The sequence below is a fragment of the Curtobacterium flaccumfaciens genome (genome assembly GCF_018598405.1).
Taxonomy (GTDB): domain Bacteria; phylum Actinomycetota; class Actinomycetes; order Actinomycetales; family Microbacteriaceae; genus Curtobacterium; species Curtobacterium aurantiacum.
Genome location: NZ_JAHEWS010000009.1, coordinates 80877 through 107227 on the forward strand (window position 1 = coordinate 80877; position 26351 = coordinate 107227).

The window sequence follows — 26351 nt, forward strand, 5'->3', positions numbered from 1 at the left end:
GGCTGGCAGGTCATGAACGGACCGCTGATCGTGCAGAGCGACCGCACCGTGCTCCTCGAGGTCGCGCACCCCGACGCCGAGGACGCACGCCACGAGCTCGCGGCCTTCGCCGAGCTCGAGCGCGCTCCCGAGCACGTGCACACCTACCGGATCACCCGCCTCGGACTGTGGAACGCGCGCGCCGCGGGCCACGACGCCGAGGCGATGATCGCCACCCTCGAACGCTTCGCGAAGTTCCCCGTGCCGCAGAGCGTCACGGTCGACATCCGCGACACGGTCTCGCGCTACGGACGCCTCGTGATCCGGCGCGAGGAGCGTCCCGACGCCCCCGTCATCGCGAACTCCCCGACCGAGGAGCTCGAGCAGCTGCCGGTCCTGCTCCTCACCGCGGAAGACCCGTCGGTGCTGGCCGAGGTCATCCGGTCGAAGCGCATCAAGCCGCTGCTCGGTGACATGCGGTCCCCGTCCGAGGTCGAGCTGCAGCCGTGGGCGCGCGGGCAGATCAAGCAGGAGCTCGTGAAGCTCGGGTGGCCGGCAGAGGACCTGGCGGGCTACACGCCGGGGCAGCCGCACCCGATCGACCTGGACACCGCCGAGTGGCACATGCGGCCGTACCAGGAGCAGGCGGTCGACACGTTCTTCGCCCAGGGCTCCGGCGTCGTCGTGCTGCCCTGTGGTGCCGGCAAGACCCTCGTCGGCGCCGGTGCGATGGCGACCGTGAAGGCGACCACGCTCATCCTCGTGACGAACACGGTCTCGGCGCGGCAGTGGCGCACCGAGCTCCTCAAGCGCACGACCCTGACACCGGAGGACATCGGTGAGTACTCGGGCAGCGTCAAGGAGATCCGGCCGGTCACGATCGCGACGTACCAGATCCTCACCGCCCGCCGGAAGGGCGAGTACACGCACCTGTCGCTCCTCGACGCCCTCGACTGGGGCCTCATCGTCTACGACGAGGTGCACCTGCTGCCGGCGCCGGTGTTCAAGCTGACCGCCGACCTGCAGGCTCGCCGACGCCTGGGTCTCACCGCCACGCTCGTGCGCGAGGACGGCCGCGAGGGCGACGTCTTCTCGCTCATCGGGCCGAAGCGCTACGACGCCCCGTGGAAGGAGATCGAGGCGCAGGGCTACATCTCGCCGGCCTCCTGCTACGAGGTCCGCATCGACCTGCCGCACCAGGACCGCCTGGAGTACGCGGCGTCGAGCGACGACGAGCGCTACCGGCTCGCCGCGACGTCCCCGGCGAAGACCCCGGTGGTGCGGGAGCTCATCGAGAAGCACCGCGGCGAGCAGATCCTGGTGATCGGGCAGTACATCGACCAGCTCGACGAACTGGCCGCGTCACTCGACGCAGCGGAGATCACCGGGGCGACCCCGGTCGACGAACGCGAACGGCTGTACGACGCGTTCCGGTCCGGCGAGGTCGACGTGCTCGTCGTCTCGAAGGTCGCGAACTTCTCGATCGACCTGCCCGACGCCACCGTCGCCATCCAGGTGTCCGGATCGTTCGGATCACGGCAGGAAGAGGCGCAGCGGCTCGGTCGGCTCCTCCGTCCGAACAAGGACGGCCTGCCCGCGTCGTTCTACACGCTCGTGGCGCGGGACACCGTCGACCAGGACTTCGCGCAGAACCGGCAGCGGTTCCTGGCGGAGCAGGGGTACTCCTACACGATCCTGGACGCCGACCAGGTCCAGACGCCCGTGGGCTGACGCACGAACCGCTCTCAGGAAACCCCGAGGGAACGGTCAGAAGATAGAGCCATGAGCGATGGCCCCAAGATCCTGATCGTCGACGACGAGCCGAACATCCGCGACCTCCTGACGACCTCGTTGCGCTTCGCCGGCTTCGCCGTGCGTGCGGTGGGCAACGGGGCACAGGCGATCTCCGCCGTGCTGGAAGAAGAGCCGGACCTCATCATCCTCGACGTGATGCTGCCCGACATGAACGGCTTCGGCGTCACCAAGCGCCTGCGGTCGTCTGGCTACACCTCGCCGATCCTGTTCCTCACGGCGAAGGACGACACCGAGGACAAGATCACCGGCCTCACCGTCGGCGGCGACGACTACGTCACCAAGCCGTTCTCGCTCGACGAGATCGTCGCCCGCATCAAGGCCATCCTCCGTCGCACGATGAACGACGAGGAAGACGCGATCATCCGCGCCGGTGAGCTCACGATGGACCAGGACACGCACGAGGTCACGATCGGCGACGCGCAGATCGAGCTCTCCCCCACCGAGTTCAAGCTGCTCCGCTACCTCATGCTCAACCCGAACCGCGTGCTGTCGAAGGCGCAGATCCTCGACCACGTGTGGGAGTACGACTTCAACGGCGACGCCGGCATCGTCGAGAGCTACATCTCGTACCTGCGCCGCAAGCTCGACCAGTACTCGGCCGAGCCGATCATCCAGACCAAGCGCGGCTTCGGCTACATGCTGAAGGCGTCCAAGGCCTCGTAGCACCATCACGTCTTCACGGCGGTCGTCCGGTTTCACCGGGCGGCCGCTGTCTATCGTTGGGGCAGCATGCACACGCGAATGAACCACTGGTGGGACGGGATCTCCCTGCGCACCAAGATCACCGGGATCACGGTGCTCCTGGTCGCGCTCGGGCTGCTCGTCGCCGGGCTCGGCACGATGACGGTGCTGTCCACCTACCTCATGCAGCAGCTCGACAACACCGTCAAGCAGACGACCGAGCAGCTCGAGGGCCAGAACATCAGCGACGGCGAGCAGTACTGCAAGCTCTCCGTCGTGGTGTCGCAGAGCGCCTACGTCGCCGCGTACGACGCCGACGGCGACCAGATCTGCCAGACGCCCGCCTCCAGCCGACCCGACGTCCGCCAGGCGATGCTGGTCGACGCCGCCCAGACGAACCAGCGCGTCTCGCTCTACGACAGCCAGCACAACCACGAGTGGCGTGCGCAGATCATCCCGGCGTCCCTGCAGAACCAGTCCGACGGCACCACCGAGACCGGCTACGTCCTCATCGCCGTCTCGAGCGCCGGCACCGACGAGACGATCGCCAAGTTCACCGCGATCTTCCTCGGTTTCGGTGCCTCGGTCATCCTGCTCGGCGCGATGCTCACCCGGCTGCTCGTCACCGCGACCTTCGACCCGCTGCGTGACGTCGAGGACACCGCCGCCCGGTTCGCCGCGGGTGACTTCAACCAGCGCCTCGAAGCCGACACCCCGAACACCGAGGTCGGTCGGCTCAACCGCTCCCTCAACGTGATGCTCGAGCGGATCGACTCGGCGTTCGAGGACCGCGACCGCACCATCGCCCAGATGCGCCGGTTCGTCGGTGACGCCTCCCACGAGCTCCGCACACCCCTCGTGTCCCTGCGCGGGTACGCCGAGCTCTACCGGATGGGCGCCCTGCGCAAGGAAGAGGACGTCGCGCAGGCGATGGAGCGCATCGAGAAGGAAGCACAGCGGATGGGCCTGCTCGTGCAGGACCTGTTGCAGCTCGCCCGGATCGACGAGTCGAAGCCCCTCGAGCTCGGCCCGGTCGACCTGGTCGCCATCGCACGCGACTCAGCGCTCGACACCATGGCCTCCAACCCCGACCGTGAGATCCAGGTCCTCGTCGAGGACGCCCTGACCGGCGAGAGCGTGCCCCAGGCGGTCCGTCCGTCGGGGACGTCCATCGCCTCCCCGGACACCGGCGAGGCACCGCCCGTGTCGCCGACCTCGGCGAACACCACCGGACCGATCGCGTTCTCGCGCCAGACGATCGCGCGCCTACGTGCCCGCCGAACCCGTGCGATGAACATCGACGCCGGTGCCGCCCCCACCGATGAGACCACCCCCCTGCCCACGGTCGTGCTGCCGAAGCGCCCGCCGATCGTCCTGGCAGAAGAGAACAAGATCCGCCAGATCGTCACGAACCTGATGGGCAACGCCATGCGGTTCACCGCGCACGACGACCCGATCGAGATCGGCATCGGCGTGGACGACGAGCGCGGCATGGCGCACCTCGACGTGATCGACCACGGCGAGGGCATCCCGCCGCAGCTGCGCGAGAAGATCTTCCAGCGCTTCTGGCGTGCCGACACCTCGCGCGCCCGGGACACCATGGCGAGCCCGAGGCCCGAGCCCCTCGCCCCGAGGTTCCAAAATCTCGGCATCTCGGCGGGCTTGGCGTCATCGTCCGGAACCTCGTCGGCGGACGCACGGCGTGTTCTGGAACCTCGGCGACAGCGGGCCGCCGATGACCACGCCGCCCGCGCAGGATCAGGCTGATCGGCGGGTCCGAGCCTCGACCTCGCGTTGCACGAACGCCTGCCGGAGTCGCTCGAACAGGACAGCGGGACGCCCGGCATCCGCTGACGTCGCGTGGACCACGATCCAGCCGTTGACCGCGAACCCGTTCGCCCGGCGCTGATCGTGATGGAACGTCCGGCGGTCGCGATGGTGGTCGCCGTCGTACTCCAGAGCGATCCGGAGTTCGGGCCACGCGAGGTCGGCGCGGCCGAGGAACCGACCGCGGTCGTCGACGACGTCCAGGTTGATCTCGGGTTCCGGGAAGCCCGCTCCCATGACGCCGAGGCGAAGACGGGTCTCCATCGGCGACTCCACAGCGGTGCGTACATCGTCGAGCGCCGCGCGTGCCCTCCGCGCCGCACGGCTGCCCGTCACGATCGCCGCCGCCAACCCGTCGACGGTCGCGAACCCGCTCGGACCGACGAAGAAGTCGCCGAGGACGACGAGTTCGACCGATGTGAGTACCGACGCGGACTCGAACCAGGCTCGCGCCGGAGGGCTCACCGGGATCCCGCGGACCCGGCTCGGCTGGAACCCCTCGAGCCGCAGCCGATGCGGGATGACCTGTGGGCGGCGCATGATCGGCGCTGTGCCGATGGCACTGACGTGGACCAGTTCGTCGTCCAGGCGGGACGGCAGGGGCGCACCCCAGAGCCGGGCCGCCGTCGTGTGGCTGATGAACTGGTCATCGCGGAGCACGAGCGCGATGGCTTCGACCAGGGTGATCGCGACCCCCGCTCGAGCGCGCACGCCGTGGACCGGGGACTGCAGATCGCGACGGGTCAACCTCGACGCGGGAACCCCCGCTGACAATGCCTCCCGCACGCGGAACGGCCTCGCTGGGTGTTCGTCGCGCAGTGCTCCGCTTGTCATGACGAGAGCTTCGTGCACGCGGCGCCGGAGTCGGACGCGTCCGGCCGCAACTGTGGAGAACGTCGCGGGACGAGCCTCCAGGCCGACGGGACCACGCGTTGAGCCGAGGTTCCAGGACACGCCGCCAGTCGGATGCCGAAGTGACACGCCTCGCTACCTACGGCGTTGGGATGCCGAGATTTTGGAACCTCACCGCCGCAAGCCGCCGCAAGCCCGCACGCCGCCCCCACGCTCCCGCCTCCGCCCACCCCCGCAAACACGGAAGGGCCCCGCACGCGCAGCGTGCGGGGCCCTTCCGTCAGGCGGACTAGAAGTCCATGCCACCCGTCGGGTCGCCAGCCGGAGCAGCAGGGGTGCGCTCGGGCTTCTCGGCGACGACGACCTCGGTGGTCAGGAACAGACCGGCGATCGACGCAGCGTTCTGCAGCGCCGAGCGCGTGACCTTGGCGGGGTCGATGATGCCGGCGGCGATCAGGTCGACGTACTCGCCGGTCGCGGCGTTGAGGCCCCAACCCGACTCGAGCTCGCGGACCTTGGCGGCGACGACACCCGGCTCGAGACCGGCGTTCAGCGCGATCTGCTTGAGCGGCGCGTCGATGGCCACGCGGACGATGTTCGCACCGGTCGCCTCGTCACCCTCGAGCTCGAGGGCCTCGAGTGCGACGGCACCGGCCTGGATGAGGGCGACGCCACCACCGGCGACGATGCCCTCTTCGACGGCAGCCTTCGCGTTGCGGACGGCGTCCTCGATGCGGTGCTTGCGCTCCTTGAGCTCGACCTCGGTCGCGGCACCCGCCTTGATGACGGCGACGCCACCGGCGAGCTTCGCGAGGCGCTCCTGGAGCTTCTCGCGGTCGTAGTCGGAGTCGGTCGCGTCGATCTCGGCACGGATCTGGCGGACACGGCCGGCGATCTGCTCGGCGTCGCCGGCACCCTCGACGATCGTGGTCTCGTCCTTGGTGATGACGACCTTGCGGGCACGACCGAGCAGGTCGAGCGTCGCGTTCTCGAGCTTGAGGCCGACCTCTTCCGAGATGACCTGACCACCGGTGAGGATCGCGATGTCCTGCAGCATGGCCTTGCGGCGGTCGCCGAAGCCCGGGGCCTTGACGGCGACGGACTTGAAGATGCCGCGGATCTTGTTCACGACGAGCGTGGCCAGGGCCTCGCCGTCGACGTCCTCGGCGATGATCAGGAGCTGCTTGCCCGCCTGGATCACCTTGTCGACGACCGGCAGGAGGTCCTTGATGTTCGAGATCTTCGAGTTGACGATCAGGATGTAGGCGTCCTCGAAGACGGCTTCCTGACGCTCGGGGTCGGTGACGAAGTACTGCGACAGGTAACCCTTGTCGAAGCGCATGCCCTCGGTGAGCTCGAGCTCGGTGCCGAAGGTGTTCGACTCCTCGACGGTGACGACGCCTTCCTTGCCGACCTTGTCGATGGCCTCGGCGATGAGCGCGCCGATCGTCGGGTCAGCGGCCGAGATCGACGCGGTCGCGGCGATCTGGTCCTTGGTCTCGATGTCCTTCGCGTTGGCGAGGAGCTGGTCGGAGACGGCGGCGACGGCCTTCTCGATGCCGCGCTTGAGCGACACGGGGTCGGCACCGGCGGCGACGTTGCGGAGGCCTTCGCGGACGAGCGCCTGGGCGAGGACGGTCGCGGTGGTCGTACCGTCACCGGCGACGTCGTCGGTCTTCTTGGCGACCTCCTTGACGAGCTCCGCGCCGATCTTCTCGTACGGGTCGTCGAGCTCGATCTCCTTGGCGATGGAGACACCGTCGTTCGTGATCGTGGGGGCGCCCCACTTCTTCTCGAGGACGACGTTGCGGCCGCGCGGGCCGAGCGTCACCTTCACGGCGTCGGCCAGCTGGTTCAGGCCGCGCTCGAGGCCACGGCGGGCCTCCTCGTCGAAAGCAATGATCTTAGCCATGTGGTTTTTCGTCCCTCCCGGACGTCGTCTTGGGGGTCGTGCTGGCACTCAGCGTGAGCGAGTGCCAACGCCGATTCTGGCACTCGCCGGGTGTGAGTGCAACACAGTCGGGAGGCTCGTGACGACTTCCCAGGCCACCTCGCGTCCGGCGGACCCCGCGCCACCGCCGCGGTCGCGCTCCCGGCACCGGTCACCACCCCGCACACGACGAACGCGCCGCCCCTGACGGGACGGCGCGTTCCTCGAAGTGGTGCTGCTCAGGCGGGGCGGACGGACTCTGCCTGCGGGCCCTTCGACCCGGTGCCGACGTCGAACACGACGGCCTGGCCCTCCTCGAGGACCTTGTAACCCGACATGTCGATGGCCGAGTAGTGCACGAACACGTCCTGGCCTCCTCCATCCACGGTGATGAAGCCGAAGCCCTTTTCAGCGTTGAACCACTTCACGGTTCCGTTGGCCATGATCTCTTGCTCCCTGGTACTGCAGTGCGGAACGACGTGATCGTCGTCTGCATGGGACTCTGACCGAACGGGCACGATCAGGCAAGAGGTGTGACGTTGTTTCACGTCGATTCCGTCAGAAATCAACGTGTTCGAAACACAGCCGTCACACAATGCGCGGAAAACGCGGCGCGACGACCGGCTCGACGTGGTGCCGCACCCGGTCAGCCGGTGTAGTCGGCGCCGAGGACGACGCTCACGTCGGCGTTCGGGAACGCCGCCGACTGCTGCACGGCCGTGACGCCGAGCTGCTTCGCGATGCCCTGCGCGACCGCCGCCTGCGACGCCTGCTGGTAGTAGACGATCGTCGACGTGGAGCCCGTCGTGCCGGCGTCTCCGGTGGAGGCGACCTGCCAGCCGGCGCCGGTCAGCGCCGCACTGGCCCGGCTGGCGAGCCCCGTGGTGGTCGTGCCGTTCAGGACGACGACGGTGGTCGTGCCCTGCTGCGCCGGCGTCGCGGCCGCGGCGCTGTCCGACCCCGCCGAACCGGAACCCGCGGACGAGGACGCGGACGGCTTCGACGTCGCCGAGGGCTTCGCGGTCGCGGACGCCGAGGTGGACGCGGACGGGGAGTCCGATCCGTTGAACGAGTAGCTGCCGTTCAGCAGTGCGAGCACGAGGACGCCGATGCCGACGAGGACACCGGTGGCGAGTGCCGCCCAGGCGAAGGCGATCCAGCCACGGCCGCGACGCTGGGCACCGCGGTGGGCACCGACCCGCGGGCCGTCGGCGACGTCGTCGAACCGGTCTCGGGGGAATCTCGTGCTCATCGTTCCTCTTCACGTCCTTCGGGAGCCGCACCGGGCGCGACGAAGCTGCGCGTGGCCCGGGCGCTGGTGCGCGCGTGACGGAGCCGCTGCAGCCGGGTGACGAGCTGCGGGTCGTACGCGAGTGCCGCGGGTGAGTCGATGACGCGGTTCAGCACCTGGTAGTAGCGCGCGGCCGACATCTCGAACTCCACCCGGATCTCCGCTTCCTTGGTGCGGTCGTGCCGTGCCCGGTCGTGCTCGAACGAGAGCACGCGCTTGGCGAGGTCACCGAGTTCGTCGACACGGCGGTCGTCGACACGGCGGTCGTCGACACGATGCTCGTCGACACGGCGTTCGTCGGTGGGGCTGGTCACGGCGGTTCCGATCACGTATCGGGTAACGGGTCTCGCACATCGTAGGGGTGGAGTCGATCCGGACCCTGGCACGGTGCTGGACTGTCGCGAACACCGGTCACAGGTTCGGCGCACGGAACCACCGCACGCGCGTGCCGAACGGGTCGGAGACGGCCGTCGCGACCCCGTCGAGCGAGGCCGTCGCGAAGGCGTCCGGGTCCGCAGCATCGACGTCGTCTGGCAGCGTCGCCGCCACCCCGCGCAGGATCCCGGTGCGCTCGAGGGCGATCCAGTGCACGCCCCGCTCACGGATCCGGTCCACGAACCACTGACGGTCCGCGCCCGGCACGTAGACCAGGGTCCCGGTGGTCAGCACGACCGGTTCGACGTCGTCCGGCAGGGCGTCCAGTGCGCGATCGAGGTCACCTGGCAGGGTGCCGACGAGTCGGTCTGGAGGCACGGCGAGCGTCGCGGACGCCGCCGCACGCATCAGGGCGGTCCGGTCCGACGCCTCGGGCGGGACGGCCTCGACCAGCCGGTCGAACGCACCGGGGACCGACAGGTCGATCGGGTTCGGGTCGAGGGCCACCCTGGCGCCGATCCTGATCGGGACGGTCGCCGGTGCGGGGACGGCCCCGGAGGCGTCCGCGACGAGCCGGACCGAGGGGTCGGCCACCGCCGTGTGCATCCGGAGGACCGCGGCCCCGGAACCGACCCGGTAGTCCAGGGTCACCCGGTCCGGGATCGAGCACAGCCCCGCGGCGGCTCCCGCGTCGACCAGGCCGAGCGGGCGCGCGGACCGTTCGGCGAGCGCCGCGAACAACGGGACGACCGGGGCGAGCCGCCGCGGGTCGTTGGCCTGCACCGTGGCGGAGGCGAGGGCCGCGACCAGCGCGGGGCGGGCCTCCCGTCCGATCGCGCGGAGCGCACCCGGGTCCGACGGGTCCGCGCCCAGCCGCCGCGCGACGGCGAAGAACAGCTCCGGCTGCCGCTGCTGCTCGGGCACCTCGGCGAGGAGCGCGACGAGGGCGTCGTCGAGCGACCGTGCCCAGGCGGCGTACGACGGCGAGACGGCCCGGATGCGGTCGGCGTACGCGTCGTACCGGGCGCGGGTGTCCATCAGCGCCCGGACCGGTGCATGCCGACGTGGCGGATGCCGGCTTCGTCGTAGGGCTCCCCGAACCGCACGAAGCCGTACCGCTCGTAGAGGGCGGCGACGCACTCCTGGGCGTGCAGGACGAACGGGTCGTGTCCGTGGTCGTCGAGCACGGCTTCGACGAGCCGACCGGCGATCCGCTGCCCACGGTGCTCCGGATGGGTCGCGACGCGGCCGATCACCCACGCCGGCGACTCCGCGCCGTCAGGGTGGACCTCGTCCGGTGCCGGCCGGATGAGCCGCAGGTACCCAACCGCTTCGGTGTCGGTGCCGAACCACCAGTGCTCGGTGTCGGGTTCGCGGTCGCGGCCGTCGAAGTCCTCGGCGGTGACCCGCTGCTCGAGCGCGAACACGCGGTTGCGGAGCACGACGATGCCGTACAGTTCGTCCGTCGTCAGACGGGTCCAGCGGGCGTGGTGCACGGAATGCTCGGACATCGTGGCGAGTTTAGTGAAGTGGTCGGGAGTGCCCGGAAGAGCCCGGCCGGAAGCAGGAGGAACCAATGGCATACAACGTCGACAAGTCCGACGCCCAGTGGCGCGAGGAGCTCTCCCCGGACCAGTACGCCGTCCTCCGCCAGGCGGGGACCGAACGACCGTGGACCGGTGAACTCCTCGACGAGGAGCGCGCCGGCGTCTACACCTGTGCGGCCTGCAACGCGGAGCTGTTCAAGAGCGGCACGAAGTTCGACTCCGGCTGCGGCTGGCCGTCGTTCTACGAGTCGGTGAACCCGGACGCCGTCCAGCTCATCGAGGACAACTCGCTCGGCATGGCCCGCACCGAGGTCCGCTGCGCGAACTGCGGTTCGCACCTGGGCCACGTGTTCCCGGACGGGTTCGGTACCCCCACGGGTGACCGGTACTGCATGAACTCGATCTCGCTGAACTTCTCCGAGAAGTCCGGCGAATAGAGCCCCCGGCGCCCGCATCGGTAAGATGAGCGGCGTCAGCCGGCATGGCGCAATTGGTAGCGCACCGTACTTGTAATACGGGGGTTGCGGGTTCAAGTCCCGCTGCCGGCCCTCTTCACCCTCAGGCCACTGATATACCATCGGTCATATGGCCGAAATATCGCGTTCCACAGGTATCGACGTCGTCCGTGTGCTCGGCGTCGCCGCCGTCGTCGCCGGGCACGTCTGGACGAACGAGTTCACCGTCGCCACGCTCTACCCGTGGCACGTGCCGGTGTTCTTCTTCCTCACCGGTTGGTTCTGGAAGCCCGGCCGACCGCTCCGCACTGAGGTCCGGGGGCGGTGGCGCACGCTGATCCGTCCCTACCTGGGATGGTTCGTCGTGATCAGCCTCGCCTGGTTCCCGTGGGCGATCGCCTCGGACGCCGCCCGGCAGCCCCTGGACCTCCTCCGCCCGCTCCTCGGTGGGCAGTACGTCGGCCGGCCGTACTCGGCGTTCTGGTTCGTCACCGCCCTCGCCGTCGCCACGGTCGTGCTGCGCTTCCTCGAACGCTGGCGAGCATGGGTGCCGTGGGCCGTCGCGCTCGCAGCCGTCACCGTCGCCACCGTCGCGCCGGGTGTCGTCCGGCTCCCACCGGAGAGCGCCGGCACCGCGATCGCCGCCCTGGTGTTCGTCCTGGCCGGGTCGGTCGCGCGCCGGTGGTTGCCACGGATCGGACGTCCCGCACTCGTCGGTGCCGTGTTTCTGGTCGCCGGTGGCACCGCGGTGGCGCTGGGCAGCCGGCCGCTCGACCTCAAGCGGGCCGACTTCGGCACGCCCCTCCTCAGCGTCGTCACGGCGATCGTCCTGTGCAGCGGACTCGTCCTGGTCGGGCTCGCCCTCGACGAGGTCGTGCACGGGCGCACCGCCACGGTCGTGTCACGACTCGCGTCGGTCGGGATCACCGTGGTGCTGCTCCACGCAGCGGTCATCTGGGTCGCGGAGCCCGTCCTCCCGACGCCCCTCGTGTTCGTCGCCGCGACGGTCGTGCCCTGGACCGTCGCGCTCCTCCTCGACCGCACCCGGCTCGCGCCGTGGGCGACGGGGCGCACGCTCCCGGCGACGGACCGGGTCCAGGGACCGCAGCCGGCGGCCGTGTGACGGGACCCGCGCTCCCGCGGACAGGCGATGCCCCGGGCGAGGTCTCGCCCGGGGCATCGGCACACGGAACGCGGATCAGGGGGCGTTCCGGGCGCTGGACGCGGTAACCAGCCGGTCGTGCGACGAGGATGACACCTCACCGACCCGCGCGTCCACACCCTGACCCCACATCCGCGGAAATCCGCACGATGTGCACGATCGCGCAGCGGTCCTGTCCGCTCAGCGTCCGCCGGTGATCCTCCGCTCCCGCTGCGCGACACCGGCGGTGCCGTAGGGGTAGTCGTCGATGCGGGGCGCGCTCGCGTCGGTCAGCCGTGCGAGCTCGTCGGCGGTGAGCACCAGGTCGGCGGCACCGAGGTTGTCCTCGAGCTGCGACAGGGTGCGGACGCCGAGGATCACGCTCGTGACCGCGGGACGGGCCAGCAGCCAGGCGAGTGCGACCTGCGACTTCGAGGCGTCGTGGGCGTCGGCGACCTCGGACACGGCGTCGAGCACCTCCCACGTGCGCTCGTCGCCGTTGCGGGCTTCCCACGCCTCCATGCCGCGCTCCGGGTTCTCCCCCAGGCGGGTGGCTCCGGACGGAGCCTCGTCGCGCTGGTACTTGCCGGAGAGCCAACCGCCGGCCAGCGGCGACCAGGGGAGCAGGCCGATCCCGGCGTCGAGGCAGGCGGGCACGACCTCGTGCTCGATGTCGCGCACCAGCAGGTTGTACTGCGGCTGCAGGGTGACCGGGGGTGCCCAGCCGTGGGCCTTCGCCTCGTAGACGGCCTTGGTGACTTGGTAGCCGAGGTAGTTCGAGAACCCGTACGAGCCGATCTTGCCGGCGGACACGGCGTCGTCGAGGAACCGCAGGGTCTCGTCGATGGGCGTCAGGGCGTCCCACGCGTGCATCTGGTAGAGGTCGATGTGGTCGACGCCGAGCCGCTCGAGCGAGGCGTCGAGGGCCACACGCAGGTGTCGTCGGGACAGGCCGAGGTCGTTCGGGCCGTCGCCCTGCGGGAACCGGCCCTTGGTGGCGAGGACGACCTGCGCGGCCTCGGTGGGGTGTGCTGCGAGCCAGCGGCCGATGATCCGCTCGGACTCGTTGCCGGAGTAGACGTCCGCCGTGTCGACGAGCGTGCCACCGGCTGCCACGAAGGCGTCGAGGATGGCGTGTGAGGTGGGTTCGTCGGCTTCGCTGCCGAACGTCATGGTGCCGAGGGTCAGCGTCGACACCGATGTCCCGCTGTTGCCGAGGAGTCTGTAGTCCATGGCCGGGACGGTACGCCCGGCGTGCTGGTCCCGAGGGGACCTGGCAGTACCCGTCAGGTCGGGGCAGCCCGCTCAGCGCGGAGCGGACAGGAACCGCAACGCCGCTTCGCGGAAGGCGCGCGAGGTGGGGGCGTTGAAGTGGTTCCGCCCCGGGATCTCGAAGAAGGTGGCGTTCGGCGCAGCCTCAGCGAGCCGGACCGCGCTGTCGCGGATGCCGTCCTCGCTGCCGGCTGCCATCAGGAGCGGCTGCGCTGGTGCGTTCTGCGGGGTCGGTTCGATGCTGTTCCGCATCCCCTCGACCATCGCCACGAGGGCGCCGAGGTCGTTGCCCTCGACGTTGCCGGCCATCGTCAGGTACCCGTTCGTGACGCGGTCCTCGATCGGGGTGCCGTCGGCGATGTACGCCTTCGCCTGGTCGACCCGGACGCGGCGCATCGGGTCAGCATCCGGGATCCCGCCGAACACCGCGCGCGAGATCCGGCCGGGCAGCCGTTCGGCGGTGTGCCAGCCGACCCGCGCACCGAGCGAGTAGCCGAGGAACGCGACGTCGTCGAGCAGGTACGTGTCGATGACGGTGGTGACGTCGGCGACGAGGAGGTCCATCGAGTAGGCACCCGGGTCGTGGGGCTTCGCGCTCGCCCCGTGACCGCGCTGGTCGAGTGCCAGGACCCGGTAGCCGGCGCGGACGAGGTCGCGCGTCCAGCCCGAGGCGTGCCAGTTGAGCACCGCGCCCGAGGCGAAGCCGTGCACCGCGATGACGGCGGGGGCGTCGGGGTCGCCGAAGTCGTAGGTGGCGAGTCGCAGGCCGTCGGGCGACATCACGAACCGGGGGCGGGGCGCTTCGGGGACGAGTGACATGTCCTCTCAAGCGTATCGGGGCAGTGTGGTGGCCATGGACGGCTACGGCGGCGATCAGATCCGGGCGGCGGAACGCCCCCACCTCGATACGGGCGAACCCCTCATGCAGCGGGCTGCGGACGGGCTCGCACGCATCGTCGGCGACCTGCTGGACGACCCGGCCGTGCGGCCGGTCGACGGACCGGGTTCCGTCCTCGTGCTCGCCGGCAGCGGCGACAACGGCGGTGACGCCCTGTTCGCGGCTGCTCGCCTGGCGGTGGACGGGAGGCACGTGGCGGTCCTGCGCGTCGGCTCCCGTGTCCACGAGGCCGCTCTGGCAGCGGCGCTGGACGCCGGCGCGCGACTGCTGGACGGCCCGTCCGGCGCCTCGGGACCGAACGCGGGCGGAGCGGCCGACATCCTGCGGGCCGCCGGCCGGAGCGACGGCGAGCGCCTGGCGGACGTCGCGACCGAGGCGGCGCTCGAGGCCGACCTGGTGCTCGACGGCATCCTCGGCATCGGGGTGCACGGCGCGAACGCACTGCGGTCCCCCGCGCGGGAGGTCGTGGACGCCATCCGTGAGCTCGCCCGCGACCAGCGGGCGCCGTTCGTCGTGGCGGTGGACGTGCCGAGCGGCATCGACGTGGACACCGGCGGTGTCGCGGACGACCACGTCCTGCACGCCGACGTCACCGTCACCTTCGGCGGCGTGAAGGCCGGCCTGCTGACCGGGCCGGCAGCCACCCTCGCCGGCCGGATCGAACTCGTCGACGTCGGGATCGGTGCGGACCTGGCGACGATGGAGCCGCTGATCCGCACCTGACCCCTCGAATGTCAGTGCCGGTCGACCGTCAGTGGTGCTCGTACAGCACGGGCTCCGGCAGCCCGTGCTCGGCGCGGATGCTGCGTGCGATGCCCTCGATCGCGACCAGGGCGTCGACCACGAGCTCCGGCGTCACCGGGAACGGCATGTTGTGGATGGTCTCGCCCTCCACGGTGGCGGCCTCGGCCACGGCGCGCAGCACGTCGCGGTCGTCGACCGTCAGCCCGATCTCGGTGAGGGTGTTCGGCAGGCCGACCTTCGTGGTGAAGACGACGAAGTCCTCGATCTCCTCGGCCGGGGCGCCCTCGAGCACGAGCTGCGCGATCGTCCCGATGTTCACCTTCTGCCCGTGCGCCAGGCCGTGCGCCTGCGGAGCCGCGGTCAGCCCGTTGTGGATCGCGTGGGCGGCGGCGAGCCCACCGGACTCGAAGCCCAGGCCGGACAGCAGCGTGTTCGCCTCGACGACCTTCTCGAGCGCCGGGGTGACGACCTTCGCCTTGACGGCCTCGATGGCCTGCAGGGCGTTCTCGTGCAGGAGCTTCCAGGAGAGCTCGGCGAGTGCGACGCCGGTCTCGGTCTGCAGCCCGCCGGCCATGGTGTCGGCGTTGGCACGCTTCGCGGCACGGGCCTCGACCCAGGTGGCGAGGGCGTCGCCGATGCCCGCGACCAGGAACTGCACGGGCGCGTTGGCGACGAGTCGGGTGTCGATGAGCACGAGGTCCGGGTTGTGCGGGAAGAACCGGTACTCGATGAACTCACCCTCGGCGGTGTAGATGACGGCGAGCGCCGAGGTCGGGGCGTCGGTGGACGCGGCCGTGGGAACGCTGGCCCAGCGGATGCCGGCGAGGTGCCCGGCGGCCTTCGCGGCGTCGATCGCGGATCCGCCGCCGAGCCCCACGATGACGTCGGCGTCCTTCGCGGCGATGTGCTCGACGAGCTCGTCGACAGCCTCGGGGGTGGCGAAGCGACCGAACCCGACGCGCTCGACGGGCAGGTCGGCGGACCAGAAGCTCTCGGTGACGGCGGCCTCGACGATGCCCCAGACGACGTCGTCGGCGACGATCAGGGGCCGGGTGCCGATCGGGGCGACGAACTCGCCGACGCGGGTGATCGCGTCCTTGCCCTGGACGTAGCGCGCGGGACTCATCACGGTGCTGATGGGAGTGGCCATTGTGCGGTTCCTTCCGGTTGTACGACAGGTGTACGACAGGTGTCGGGGGTGACCGACGCCGCCGACGGTACGCGGGGCCGCTGATCAGGAGGTGCTGATCGGTAGGTTCAGGACCATGACGTTCAACGACGACTCGCAACTCCGGGGTGGCAAGGTCAAGCGGCGGGGTCGCACCACAGCGATCGGCGGAGGCGCCGTGGGTGTCGGCGCCATCGTGGTGTTCCTGATCATGCAGTTCACCGGCGTCGACCTGAGCGGGATCGTCGGCGGCGGCAACGGCCTGACGACGATCCAGCAGGAGGGCGAGTCGCCCGACGCCGCCCCCGAGTGCCGGACCGGGCGCGACGCCAACCTACGCGTCGAGTGCCGGATGGAGGGTGCGGCCGAGTCGCTCGACGCCTACTGGACGTCCGAGGCCCGGTCGCTCGGCATCACGTACTCGGGGCCCGAGTTCTTCCTGTTCCAGGACTCCACCGACACCGCGTGCGGGCAGGCCTCCGCCGCGACCGGCCCGTTCTACTGCCCGCCGGACCGCGCGATCTTCCTGGACACCGCGTTCTACGACGACCTGCAGTCGCAGTACGGCTCGTCCGGTGGTCCGCTCGCGCAGATGTACGTCGTCGCACACGAGTGGGGCCACCACGTGCAGCAGCTGCAGGGCTCCTTCGCGAGCACCGACCGCTCCGGCACCGGCGCCTCGTCGGACAGCGTCCGCGTGGAACTGCAGGCGGACTGCTACGCCGGGGCCTGGGTCGGGGACGCCGCGACCACCGAGGACGCGAACGGCGAGACCTTCTTCGAGCCGATCACCCGCGCCCAGATCACCGACGCCCTGTCGGCCGCGAGCGCCGTGGGTGACGACAGCATCCAGGAGCGTGCGACCGGCCGCGTCGACCCGGACTCGTTCACGCACGGGTCGAGCGAGCAGCGACAGCGCTGGTTCCTGCGGGGCTACCAGCAGGGCGCGACGAGCTGCGACACCCTGAGCATCCCGGGTTCGGCCCTGTAGTCGGACCGCTGACGGACGGGCGCGACCCGCTCAGCGGCGACGCGAAGCGTCGCGCGGGGCGCGCCGACCGAGCCTGCGAGGGAGGGGTGCCAGCTGGCACCGGGCCTCCCGTCCGTGGTCAGCGCGTCAGCGCTCGTCCGGAGGTCAGCGCTTGGTCGGCGTGGGTGACGGGGTCGCGCTCGGCGTGGGCGTCGGGGTGGCGTCGGTCGCCCCGGCTGCCGTCACCACGAAGGTGCGGAAGTCGTCGTTCGTGACCGGGGAGGTCAGCTCGTACCGCTGCCCGTTGACGAGCACGAGCGGTGTGCCGGGGAACTCCTTCAGCGTCGATCCGGGGATCGTGCCCTCGGACACCGCGGTCGTCTGTTCGTCCACCCACTTGGCGTAGTCCTGGTCCGCGATGCAGCTCCGGACGGCGCTGCGTTCCGTGAGCCCCTGCACGCCGGTGACGACGTCGGTGAGCTCCGCGTCCGTCAGACCAGGGGTGCCCTCGTCCGGCTGCTTCGCGAAGAGCGCCTGGTTCACCGCGTAGAACTGGTTCGGCGAGTGCTCGGCGACGCAGGCCGCGGCGTTCGCGGCGCGGAGCGAGTACTTCGTGCCCTGCGACCGGTTCGACAGGATCGCGACGGGGTGGATGTCCACGGTGGCGGCGCCGGAGTCGACCAGGTCCTCGATGTAGTCACCGTTCGCCTGCTCGAACTGCCCGCAGCCGGGGCAGAGGTAGTCGACGTACAGGGTGATACGGACGGTGCCGGCACCGGCCGTCGCGGCGCTGTCCGGCGACGCGGATGCCGAGGCGGAACCGGACGCGGCAGCCGTGACGGGCTTCAGGTCCTGCCCGATCGTGATGCCGCCCTGCGACATGGTCGACGGGCCGGGGCCCGCGGGCTTCACGGAGTCGACGAGGACGAGCGTGACGATCGTCGCCGCGGCGAGCAGCACGACCCCGAGCCCGATCTGCAGGCCGAGTCGGACGCCGCGCTGACGGCGCTTCTGCTGGGTCCGGGCACGCTGTGCTCGTTGGCGGGCGGCTTCACGGCGTGCGTTCCGCGCGGCGCGGGCGTCACCCTCGGGGCGGTTGGTCATCGGTGCGTCGTCCTCCTGATCGGTGTCCGCTCGGCGTTCCCCTGCTCGGCGGACGGACCCGGCGATTGTAGTGGGGCGCTCTGGGAAGCTGCCGACCAGGGGGAAAACACTGGCGCACCCGGGTGAACTCGTGTTGTATGAACCTCGACAGTCGACGGCGACTGTCCGGGGCCCGTACGGGCACACCGCTTCACTCGGATCGTCCGGCACGTACCTGCCGGTGAAGGAAGGACCGAACGCTCATGGCGTCCGTCACCTATGACAAGGCAACCCGTCTCTACCCCGGAGGCAACCGTCCCGCGGTCGACTCCCTCGACCTGGACGTCGCCGACGGCGAGTTCCTCGTCCTCGTCGGCCCCTCGGGTTGCGGCAAGTCCACCTCCCTCCGCATGCTGGCCGGCCTCGAAGAGGTCAACTCCGGCCAGATCCGCATCGGCGACCGCGACGTCACGGACGTCCCGCCGAAGGACCGCGACATCGCGATGGTGTTCCAGAACTACGCGCTGTACCCGCACATGACCGTCGCCGAGAACATGGGCTTCGCGCTCAAGATCGCCGGCGTCGGCAAGGAAGAGCGCGCCACCCGCGTGCAGGAAGCCGCCAAGCTCCTCGACCTCGAGGACTACCTCGGCCGCAAGCCGAAGGCCCTCTCCGGTGGTCAGCGTCAGCGCGTCGCGATGGGCCGTGCGATCGTCCGCCAGCCGCAGGTGTTCCTCATGGACGAGCCGCTGTCGAACCTCGACGCCAAGCTCCGCGTCCAGACCCGCACGCAGATCGCCTCGCTGCAGCGTCGTCTCGGCGTCACCACGGTGTACGTCACGCACGACCAGACCGAGGCCCTCACGATGGGTGACCGCATCGCGGTGCTCAAGGACGGCATCCTGCAGCAGGTCGGCACCCCGCGCGACCTGTACGAGAAGCCGAACAACGTGTTCGTCGCCGGCTTCATCGGTTCGCCGGCCATGAACCTGCTGCCGGCCGACGTGATCGAGGGCGGCATCAAGTTCGGGACGCTCAACCACCCGATCGACCGCGACACCCTGTCGAACGCCCGTTCCGCCCAGATCACGGTCGGCATCCGCCCCGAGGACGTCATCGTCTCGCAGACGGGTGAGGGCCTGCCCGTCACGGTCGACGTGGTCGAGGAGCTCGGCGCCGACGGCTACCTCTACGGTCACGCCGACGTGAACGGCCAGCGCGCCGACATCGTCGCCCGTGTCGACGGTCGTGCGCACCCGTCGATCGGTGACACCATCGTCATCACGCCGAAGCAGGGCCACGTGCACGCCTTCGACACCGAGTCGGGCGAGCGTCTCGACGACAAGGCCGTCGTCAGCGCGTAACCAGCGCACTCCCCGAGAGCCCGCGCCCGCCTCACAAGGGCGGACGCGGGCTCTCGGCTGTCCCCGACACCAGAGGAACCACCGTGCCCGACTCGATGTCCATCACCGCCGCCACCGTCGACCCCGGCCTGCTCGACCTGCCGTGGGACCTGCCCCTCGCCGACTGGCCCGACGACACGATCGTCGCGCTGCCGAAGGGCATCTCGCGGCACCTCGTGCGGTTCGTGCACCTGAGCGGGTACGTCGCCGCCGTGAAGGAGACCGGCGAAGAGGTCGCCCGCTCCGAGTACGAGATGCTCCGGACCCTGCAGCGCATGGACGTGCCGTGCGTGGACCCGGTCGCGGTCATCACGAACCGTGTCGACGCCGACGGTGAACCGCTGCACCCGGTGCTCGTGACGCGCCACCTGCGGTTCTCCCTGCCCTACCGCGCGCTCTACTCGCAGACGCTGCGCCCCGAGACCGCCACCCGTCTCGTCGACGCGCTCGCGCTGCTGCTCGTCCGCCTGCACGTCATCGGCTTCTACTGGGGCGACGTGTCCCTGTCGAACACACTGTTCCGCCGAGACGCCGGAGCCTTCGCCGCGTACCTGGTCGACGCCGAGACCGGCAAGCTCTACCCGGGCGGCCTGTCGAACGGCCAGCGCGAGAACGACCTCGAGGTCGCCCGCGTGAACATCGCCGGCGAACTCCTCGACCTCGAAGCCGGCGGCCGGCTCGACGAGAACGCCGACCCCGTCGACGTCTCGAACCGCATCGTCGCCCAGTACCGGACGCTCTGGACAGAGCTCACCGGCACCGAGCAGTTCGACATCAAGGAACGCTGGCGCATCAACGACCGCGTCGAGCGCCTGAACGAGCTCGGCTTCGACATCGAGGAGCTGTCGATCCACACGACCGAGGGCGGCTCGCAGGTGCGGATCCAGCCGAAGGTCGTCGACGCCGGGCACCACCAGCGCCGACTGCTGCGACTCACCGGACTCGATGCCGGCGAGAACCAGGCCCGCCGCCTGCTCAACGACCTCGACTCGTACCGCGCCCGCAACGGCCGTGACGAACTCGACGAGGAGATGGTGGCACACGAGTGGGTGTCGCGGGTCTTCGAGCCCGTCGTCCGCTCGATCCCCCGTGACCTGCGCGGCCGGCTCGAACCCGCCGAGGTGTTCCACGAGCTGCTCGAGCACCGCTGGTTCATGTCCCAGCAGGAGGAGCGTTCCGTCTCCCTGCCCGAGGCCACCACCGCCTACATCAACGACGTGCTGCGTCACCGTCGCGACGAGCGCCTGCTCATCAACCCGCCGACCTCGTCGATCACCGTGCCGATCCCGGTCGGGGACGACGACGCCGACGAGTCCGACGACGTCGACGACTGGCGCGCCACGGTCTGACGCGGTCCCCGCGCGGTCACGACACCCCGCCAGGTGGGCGCCGACTGATCACAGGCCGTCGCCTGCGGCGTCGCGCAGCGACGACTCGTGACCGCACGGCGGACACCAGCCGACGTGTCCTGACCGTTCGGGGGTCGAGAACGCGACCGTCTGGAGGCCCGGCCCGCGTCCCGGAGACCGGCGCCGGCCCTCCAGACCGTCACGCCGACACCGCCGGTGGTGACGCTGCCTGTCGAGCGGTCACGACGCCCCGCCAGGCGAACGTCGACCGGTCACGGACCGTCGCCTGCGGCGTCGCGCAGCGACGACTCGTGACCACACGGCAGGCACCAGCCGACGTGTCCTGACCCTTCGGGCCCGCCCGGCCAGCGCCGTGAGCAGGAACGGTCGCCTCCCGGGTGGGGAGGCGACCGTTCCTGCTCACGAAGTGAGCGAGCCCTGGGGGCTACGCGCTGCGACGGCGCCGCGCGACCTCCCACAGGGTGACGCTGGCGGCGATGCCGGCGTTCAGGGACTCGGTGGCGCTCGAGATCGGGATCGAGACGATGGCGTCGCAGGTCTCGGTGACCAGGCGCGACAGGCCCTTGCCCTCGGAACCGACGACGATCACGATCGGACGGTCGGCCAGCTCGAGGCCGTCGAGCTCCACGTCACCGTCGCCGTCGAGCCCGAGGACGAACAGGCCCATCGACTTGAGCGACTTCAGGGTCTGCGTGAGGTTCGGGGCCATCGCGACGGGCGTCCGGGCCGCGGCACCGGCGGAGGTCTTCCACGCCGATGCCGTCACGCCGACCGAGCGACGCTGCGGCACGATGACGCCGTGTCCACCGAAGGCCGCGGTCGAGCGGATGATCGCACCGAGGTTGCGGGGGTCCGTGATGCCGTCGAGCGCGACGAGCAGCGGGACCTGGTCGCGCGAGAACGCCTGCTCGACGATGTCCTCGGACACCGCGTACTGGTACGCCGGCACCTTGAGCGCGACGCCCTGGTGCACGCTGTCGTGGCCCGTGATGCGGTCGAGCTCGGGACGCATGAGCTCGATGATCGGCACCCCGCGGTGGTTGGCCAGCGTGAGGATCTCCTTCACGCGGTCGTCGACCTCGATGCGAGACGCGATGTAGAGCGTCGACGAGGGGGTCTTCGTGCGCAGCGCCTCGAGCACGGAGTTGCGCCCGGTCACGAGCTCGGAGTCGTCGGTCTTGCGTGCCGGCGGACGGCCCGTGCGGCCCTGCGGGGTGCTCGAGGAACCGTGACGACCCTTGGCCGCCTCGAAGCGGTCCTTCGCGGCCTTGCGCTTGCCGGCGGGGTGGTACGGCCGGTCCTCGGCCTTCGGGGTCGGCTTGCGCCCCTCGAGCGCCTGCGCGCCCTGACCGCCGGAACCGACCTGCTTGTTGCCCTTGCGACCGGAACGGACGGCGCCGGGCCGGCCCTTCTTGTTTCCCGAGACGTTCTTCATGCGTAGCTCCTGTTCGGCACTGCCGTGTTCAGGCGATGCTCCAGCGTGTTCCGGACGGCGTGTCCTCGATCGTGATGCCCGCGGCGGCGAGGTCGTCGCGCACGCGGTCGGCCGCGGTGAAGTCCCGTGCTGCCCTGGCGTCCGCGCGCTCCTGCACGAGGCGTTCGACGAGGGCGGCGAGCGGGCCTGCCGAGGTGTCGTGGCCGCCGCCCGACCAGTGGGCGGCTCGCGGGTCGATGCCGAGCACCTCCACCATCGCAGCCACCTGATGGTACGCGGTCCCGAGCGTTTCCGCATCGTCGGCGTCCAGGGCAGCGTTGCCGGTGCGGACGGTCTCGTGCAGCACGGCGAGGGCCTGGGGCACGGAGAGGTCGTCGTCCATGGCAGCCGCGAAGGCCTCGGGCACGGCCGGGGCGTCGGCGAGGTGGACGCCGGCGAGCCGGGTCTCCGCGCGCTCGAGGAACCCGGCGATGCGGTCGTACGCCGCCTCGGCCTCGGCGAGGGACCCCTCGTGGTGGTCGATCGACGAGCGGTAGTGGGCGGCGCCGAGGAAGTAGCGGACGACGGCGGGACGGGCGGCGCCGAGGAAGTCCGCGGCGAAGATCGAGTTGCCGAGCGACTTCGACATCTTCTGCCCGTCGACCGTCACGAGGCCGTTGTGCAGCCAGTAGGACGCGAACGGGTCACCGGCGGCCGTGGACTGCGCGAGCTCGTTCTCGTGGTGCGGGAAGCGCAGGTCGAGCCCGCCGCCGTGGATGTCGAACGCGGGGCCGAGGTACCGGCGTGACATCGCCGAGCACTCGATGTGCCAACCCGGGCGGCCGGCGCCCCACGGGGAGTCCCAGTTGGCGGTCGACGGCTCGCCGGGCTTCGCACCCTTCCACAGCGCGAAGTCGCGGGGGTCGCGCTTGCCGCGGGGGTCGGCGTCGGACGCCTCGACCATGTCCTCGCGGCGCTGGCGGGTGAGCACGCCGTACTCTGCCCAGCTGCCGGTGTCGAAGTAGACGTCACCCGAGCCGTCGTCGGCGGCGTAGGCGTGCCCGCGGTCGATGAGGCGCTGGATGATCTCGTGCATCTGCGGCACGCTCGCGGTCGCCCGGGGCTCGTACGTCGGCGGCAGGATCCCGAGGGCGTTGTACGCGGCCGTGAACTCGAGCTCGACGCGGTAGGCGCGGGCGAACCACTCCTCGTCGGTACCGGCCGCGAGGTCGAGGACCTTGTCGTCGATGTCCGTGACGTTGCGCACCAGGGTCACCCGGTACCCGCGGTGCGTGAGCCACCGGCGCCAGATGTCGTAGACGAGCGCGGAGCGCAGGTGCCCGATGTGCGGCGACGACTGCACCGTCGGTCCACAGACGTAGACGCTCACGTGTCCGTCGACCAGGGGCACGAGGTCGACGACGGCTGCGGCGCGGGAGTCGTGGAGGCGAACGGTCACGCCCCAACCCTAATCGGCAGGCACGCCCGGTTTCAGGAGGGACGCACGAGTGCCGTGGCGATCGCCGCGAGCCCCTCGCCACGGCCGGTGAACCCGAGCCCGTCGGTCGTGGTGCCTGACACCGCCACGGGTGCTCCGACGACGGCGGACAGGGCGTCCTGCATCTCGTCACGACGACGACCGATGCGCGGCCGGTTGCCGATGACCTGCACGGTCACGGACACCGGCACGAGCCCGGCTTCGGCGAGCAGCGCGACGGCACCCCGGACGAAGACGTCGCCCGTGGCACCGGCGTACTGCGGGTCGGCGGTGCCGAAGCGGCCACCGATGTCACCGAGGCCCCCCGCGGAGAGCAGGGCGTCACACACCGCGTGTGCCACCGCGTCACCGTCGCTGTGCCCGGAGAGCCCGGGTTCGCCGGGGAAGTCGAGCAGCCCGACGCGGCAGGGCGAGGCGTCGTCGAAGGCGTGCACGTCCACACCGAGTCCGAGCCGGACCGCGGCGACAGCGTCCGCCGCGCCATTACCAGTACCAGCACCAGCACCAGCACCAGCACCAGCCTCGGTCCGCGCCCGCACGACCGACTCGGCCCGACCGAGGTCCCACGGCGTCGTGATCTTGAAGCCGTCGGCGTCACCCGGGACGAACCGGACCGTGCCGCCGGCGGCCTGGAACACCCCGGCGTCGTCCGTCTCGGACTGCGACGCCACCGCGTACGCACGCCGGAGCGCGGCGAGCGGGAAGCCCTGCGGCGTCTGCACCCCGACGAGCGCGGCGCGGTCGACGGTCTCCACGACGACGTCGCCGTCGACCCGCTTCACGGTGTCCGTGACGGGGAGCGCCGGCACGAAGCCCGCACCGTCCCCGGCGGCGACGGCGTCGAACACCCGCGAGAACTGTGCCGTCGGCGTGAGGCAGCGCGCCGCGTCGTGCACGAGCACAGTGGTGACGGAGTCCGGCAGCACGGCCAGGCCGGACTCGACCGAACCGTGGCGATCCGCGCCTCCCGACACGACGGCCGTGTACGCGACCGCGGCACCGGCGACGGAGGCGACCACCCGCCGGCACTCGTCGAGGTGCGACGCCGGTGCGACCACGACGACGAGCGTCGGCGACGGCAACGCGAACAGGGGTTCCAGCGCCCGGGCGAGCATCAGCGACCCGGCGACGGGCACGAACGCCTTCGCGGTCCCGATGCCGAGCCGGGTGCCGGACCCCGCCGCAACGACGACGACCGCCCGGTCCACCCCTTCGGGGAACCGTGCGGTCGTCGTTCGTGCTGTCGTGTTCAGTGCGCTGTCGTCAGGCTCAGGAAGCGAGGACCTCGTCGAGGACGGTCGATGCCTTGTCCTCGTCGGTCTTCTCGGCCAGCGCGAGCTCGGAGATCAGGATCTGCCGGGCCTTGGCCAGCATCCGCTTCTCACCCGCGGAGAGTCCGCGGTCCTGGTCGCGTCGCCAGAGGTCGCGGACGACCTCGGACACCTTGATGACGTCACCGGAAGCGAGCTTCTCGAGGTTCGCCTTGTACCGGCGCGACCAGTTGGTGGGCTCTTCCGTGAACGGTGCCCGGAGGACCTCGAACACCTTGTCGAGACCTTCCTTGCCGATCACGTCGCGGACGCCGACCAGGTCGACGTTGTCCGCCGGGACCTCGATCGTCAGGTCGCCCTGCGTCACCCGCAGCTTCAGGTAGACCTTTTCCTCGCCCTTGATGACGCGAGTCTTGACTTCAGAGATGGTTGCCGCCCCGTGATGGGGGTAGACGACGGTCTCGCCGACCTCGAATTGCATGTATCAGGCTCCGTTCCCAGACGTCCAGTTTACCACAGGGGCCGTTCGGGTAAGGGGACCCTCAACGCTCGCACTGTCAGGTGATCGCTAGGATGGACGCGGGGACCGCCCGGTCCCCATCGTGACTTACGGAGGAATCTCTTGCGACCTCGGGTACTCGTGTCCGTCGCCGTTGCGGCAACCATCGCGCTCGGCGCCACCGGGTGCGAGTTCATGTCGCCGGCCCACACCGTCGACATCAAGCAGATCACCGACGGCGTGGACGTCTCGACCGGCAAGGTCGACGTGCGGAACGCACTCCTGATCTCCGACGACGGTGCCAGCGCCCGCTTCATCGGCACGCTCGTGAACAACGACGACCAGGACGACTACACGGTCTCGATCGAGATCGGCGGCGACACCCAGACCGTCGAGGTCCCGGCGAACACCCACGTGGACCTCGCCATGGCCGCTGGTGCCGGCAGCGACGACGAGTCGAGCGTGCAAGAGGGCGACACCACCCAGGGCACGACCGCCGCCGACGCCGAGCCGGTCCTGTTCGACGACGCGGACGCCACCCCGGGTTCGCTCGTCAAGGTGTACTTCAGCTACCCCGACGCCGAGGGCGTCTCGGCGAACGTGCCGGTGCTCACCAGCGCGCAGGAGGAGTACCAGACCCTCGCGCCGACCCCGACCCCGACGCCCACCTCGACGTCCCCGTCCGAGAGCGGCTCGCAGCCGACCGGCGAGGCCGTGCCGCCCGGCACGCAGCCGGGTGACTCCCAGACGGACTCGTCCGAGGGCGACAACGGCACGAACTGACGCCATCGGGCGCGGCTGACACCGCACCCGGATCGTTCGCACAGGAGGCCCGGTGCGAGTCCCAGGGACTCGCACCGGGCCTCCT

General features: G+C 70.5%; 25 protein-coding genes and 1 tRNA gene. 11 read left to right on the plus strand and 15 right to left on the minus strand.

What is annotated here, in order from left to right:
- Positions 1-12: 12 nt before the first annotated feature.
- The 3 genes from KK097_RS07720 (at position 13) to KK097_RS07730 (ending at position 4242) form a co-directional block, all read left to right on the plus strand.
- Complete coding sequence (locus KK097_RS07720; RefSeq protein WP_214544254.1) at positions 13-1710, plus strand: DNA repair helicase XPB; 1698 nt, start codon at positions 13-15, stop codon at positions 1708-1710.
- 51 nt (positions 1711-1761) lie between these two features.
- Entirely contained in the window at positions 1762-2457 is a 696-nt protein-coding gene (locus KK097_RS07725) for a response regulator transcription factor (protein WP_017888045.1), read from the plus strand.
- A gap of 66 nt (positions 2458-2523) precedes the next feature.
- Positions 2524-4242, plus strand: a complete 1719-nt coding sequence (locus tag KK097_RS07730; protein WP_214544255.1) for a sensor histidine kinase — start codon at positions 2524-2526, stop codon at positions 4240-4242.
- Here KK097_RS07730 and KK097_RS07735 read toward each other — a convergent pair.
- The 7 genes from KK097_RS07735 to KK097_RS07765 form a co-directional block, all read right to left on the minus strand.
- Complete coding sequence (locus tag KK097_RS07735; protein WP_214544256.1) at positions 4234-5013, minus strand: putative endonuclease domain-containing protein; 780 nt, start codon at positions 5011-5013, stop codon at positions 4234-4236. The two genes, KK097_RS07730 and KK097_RS07735, sit on opposite strands and share 9 nt — an antisense overlap.
- Before the next feature lie 430 nt (positions 5014-5443).
- A complete protein-coding gene (gene groL, locus KK097_RS07740) occupies positions 5444-7066 on the minus strand; it encodes a chaperonin GroEL (RefSeq protein ID WP_214528732.1) in 1623 nt (540 codons plus the stop codon).
- A gap of 257 nt (positions 7067-7323) precedes the next feature.
- Positions 7324-7527, minus strand: a complete 204-nt coding sequence (locus tag KK097_RS07745; RefSeq protein ID WP_017888049.1) for a cold-shock protein — start codon at positions 7525-7527, stop codon at positions 7324-7326.
- 203 nt (positions 7528-7730) lie between these two features.
- A complete protein-coding gene (locus tag KK097_RS07750; RefSeq protein ID WP_214528733.1) occupies positions 7731-8336 on the minus strand; it encodes a LytR C-terminal domain-containing protein in 606 nt (201 codons plus the stop codon).
- Complete coding sequence (locus KK097_RS18645; protein WP_214528734.1) at positions 8333-8689, minus strand: DUF3263 domain-containing protein; 357 nt, start codon at positions 8687-8689, stop codon at positions 8333-8335. Before KK097_RS18645 ends, KK097_RS07750 begins: the two co-directional genes overlap by 4 nt.
- 97 nt (positions 8690-8786) lie before the next feature.
- Positions 8787-9788 carry a DUF2332 family protein gene (locus tag KK097_RS07760; protein ID WP_214544258.1) on the minus strand — a complete coding sequence of 334 codons (1002 nt, stop codon included), beginning with the start codon at positions 9786-9788 and terminating at the stop codon, positions 8787-8789.
- The gene (locus KK097_RS07765; RefSeq protein WP_214544259.1) at positions 9788-10261 is read right to left on the minus strand and encodes a GNAT family N-acetyltransferase; all 474 of its coding nucleotides are present in this window, start codon (positions 10259-10261) and stop codon (positions 9788-9790) included. Before KK097_RS07765 ends, KK097_RS07760 begins: the two co-directional genes overlap by 1 nt.
- Positions 10262-10326: 65 nt before the next feature.
- On the opposite strand from KK097_RS07765, the gene msrB reads away from it, so the two are divergent.
- From msrB to KK097_RS07780, 3 genes are all read left to right on the plus strand, one after another.
- The gene (gene msrB / locus KK097_RS07770) at positions 10327-10734 is read left to right on the plus strand and encodes a peptide-methionine (R)-S-oxide reductase MsrB (RefSeq protein WP_027466599.1); all 408 of its coding nucleotides are present in this window, start codon (positions 10327-10329) and stop codon (positions 10732-10734) included.
- Positions 10735-10772: 38 nt separating this feature from the next.
- Positions 10773-10845, plus strand: a tRNA-Thr gene (locus KK097_RS07775).
- A 37-nt stretch (positions 10846-10882) separates the two neighbouring features.
- Entirely contained in the window at positions 10883-11875 is a 993-nt protein-coding gene (locus KK097_RS07780; RefSeq protein ID WP_214544260.1) for an acyltransferase family protein, read from the plus strand.
- Between the two features lie 219 nt (positions 11876-12094).
- On the opposite strand, the gene KK097_RS07785 is transcribed toward KK097_RS07780, so the two are convergent.
- Complete coding sequence (locus tag KK097_RS07785) at positions 12095-13126, minus strand: aldo/keto reductase (protein WP_214544261.1); 1032 nt, start codon at positions 13124-13126, stop codon at positions 12095-12097.
- A gap of 72 nt (positions 13127-13198) precedes the next feature.
- Positions 13199-13984 (minus strand): alpha/beta fold hydrolase, encoded by a 786-nt coding sequence (locus KK097_RS07790; protein WP_214528739.1) that lies wholly within the window; start codon positions 13982-13984, stop codon positions 13199-13201.
- Here KK097_RS07790 and KK097_RS07795 point away from each other — a divergent pair.
- Entirely contained in the window at positions 13983-14786 is an 804-nt protein-coding gene (locus tag KK097_RS07795; RefSeq protein ID WP_250896552.1) for an NAD(P)H-hydrate epimerase, read from the plus strand. The two genes, KK097_RS07790 and KK097_RS07795, sit on opposite strands and share 2 nt — an antisense overlap.
- Positions 14787-14814: 28 nt before the next feature.
- Here KK097_RS07795 and KK097_RS07800 read toward each other — a convergent pair whose 3' ends face one another.
- The gene (locus tag KK097_RS07800) at positions 14815-15957 is read right to left on the minus strand and encodes a glycerol dehydrogenase (protein ID WP_214544262.1); all 1143 of its coding nucleotides are present in this window, start codon (positions 15955-15957) and stop codon (positions 14815-14817) included.
- A gap of 115 nt (positions 15958-16072) precedes the next feature.
- On the opposite strand from KK097_RS07800, the gene ypfJ reads away from it, so the two are divergent.
- Entirely contained in the window at positions 16073-16966 is an 894-nt protein-coding gene (gene ypfJ / locus KK097_RS07805) for a KPN_02809 family neutral zinc metallopeptidase (protein WP_214544263.1), read from the plus strand.
- Positions 16967-17110: 144 nt separating this feature from the next.
- Here the strand turns inward: ypfJ and KK097_RS07810 are convergent, their stop codons facing one another.
- The gene (locus KK097_RS07810; protein ID WP_214544264.1) at positions 17111-18049 is read right to left on the minus strand and encodes a DsbA family protein; all 939 of its coding nucleotides are present in this window, start codon (positions 18047-18049) and stop codon (positions 17111-17113) included.
- 242 nt (positions 18050-18291) lie between these two features.
- On the opposite strand from KK097_RS07810, the gene KK097_RS07815 reads away from it, so the two are divergent.
- Positions 18292-19392: an ABC transporter ATP-binding protein gene (locus tag KK097_RS07815; protein ID WP_214528743.1), complete on the plus strand. Its 1101-nt coding sequence runs from the start codon at positions 18292-18294 to the stop codon at positions 19390-19392.
- An 83-nt stretch (positions 19393-19475) separates the two neighbouring features.
- Entirely contained in the window at positions 19476-20780 is a 1305-nt protein-coding gene (locus tag KK097_RS07820; protein WP_214544265.1) for a DUF4032 domain-containing protein, read from the plus strand.
- 445 nt (positions 20781-21225) lie between these two features.
- Here KK097_RS07820 and rlmB read toward each other — a convergent pair whose 3' ends face one another.
- From rlmB to KK097_RS07840, 4 genes are all read right to left on the minus strand, one after another.
- On the minus strand, positions 21226-22236 hold the full coding sequence (gene rlmB, locus KK097_RS07825) for a 23S rRNA (guanosine(2251)-2'-O)-methyltransferase RlmB (protein WP_214528745.1): 1011 nt from the start codon (positions 22234-22236) through the stop codon (positions 21226-21228).
- A 28-nt stretch (positions 22237-22264) separates the two neighbouring features.
- On the minus strand, positions 22265-23674 hold the full coding sequence (gene cysS / locus KK097_RS07830; protein ID WP_214528746.1) for a cysteine--tRNA ligase: 1410 nt from the start codon (positions 23672-23674) through the stop codon (positions 22265-22267).
- Positions 23675-23706: 32 nt separating this feature from the next.
- On the minus strand, positions 23707-24921 hold the full coding sequence (gene ispD, locus KK097_RS07835; protein WP_214544266.1) for a 2-C-methyl-D-erythritol 4-phosphate cytidylyltransferase: 1215 nt from the start codon (positions 24919-24921) through the stop codon (positions 23707-23709).
- A 61-nt stretch (positions 24922-24982) separates the two neighbouring features.
- On the minus strand, positions 24983-25465 hold the full coding sequence (locus tag KK097_RS07840) for a CarD family transcriptional regulator (RefSeq protein ID WP_017888066.1): 483 nt from the start codon (positions 25463-25465) through the stop codon (positions 24983-24985).
- 141 nt (positions 25466-25606) lie between these two features.
- Between KK097_RS07840 and KK097_RS07845 the strand changes: the two genes are divergently transcribed.
- Entirely contained in the window at positions 25607-26266 is a 660-nt protein-coding gene (locus KK097_RS07845; RefSeq protein WP_214544267.1) for a hypothetical protein, read from the plus strand.
- Positions 26267-26351 lie beyond the last annotated feature (85 nt).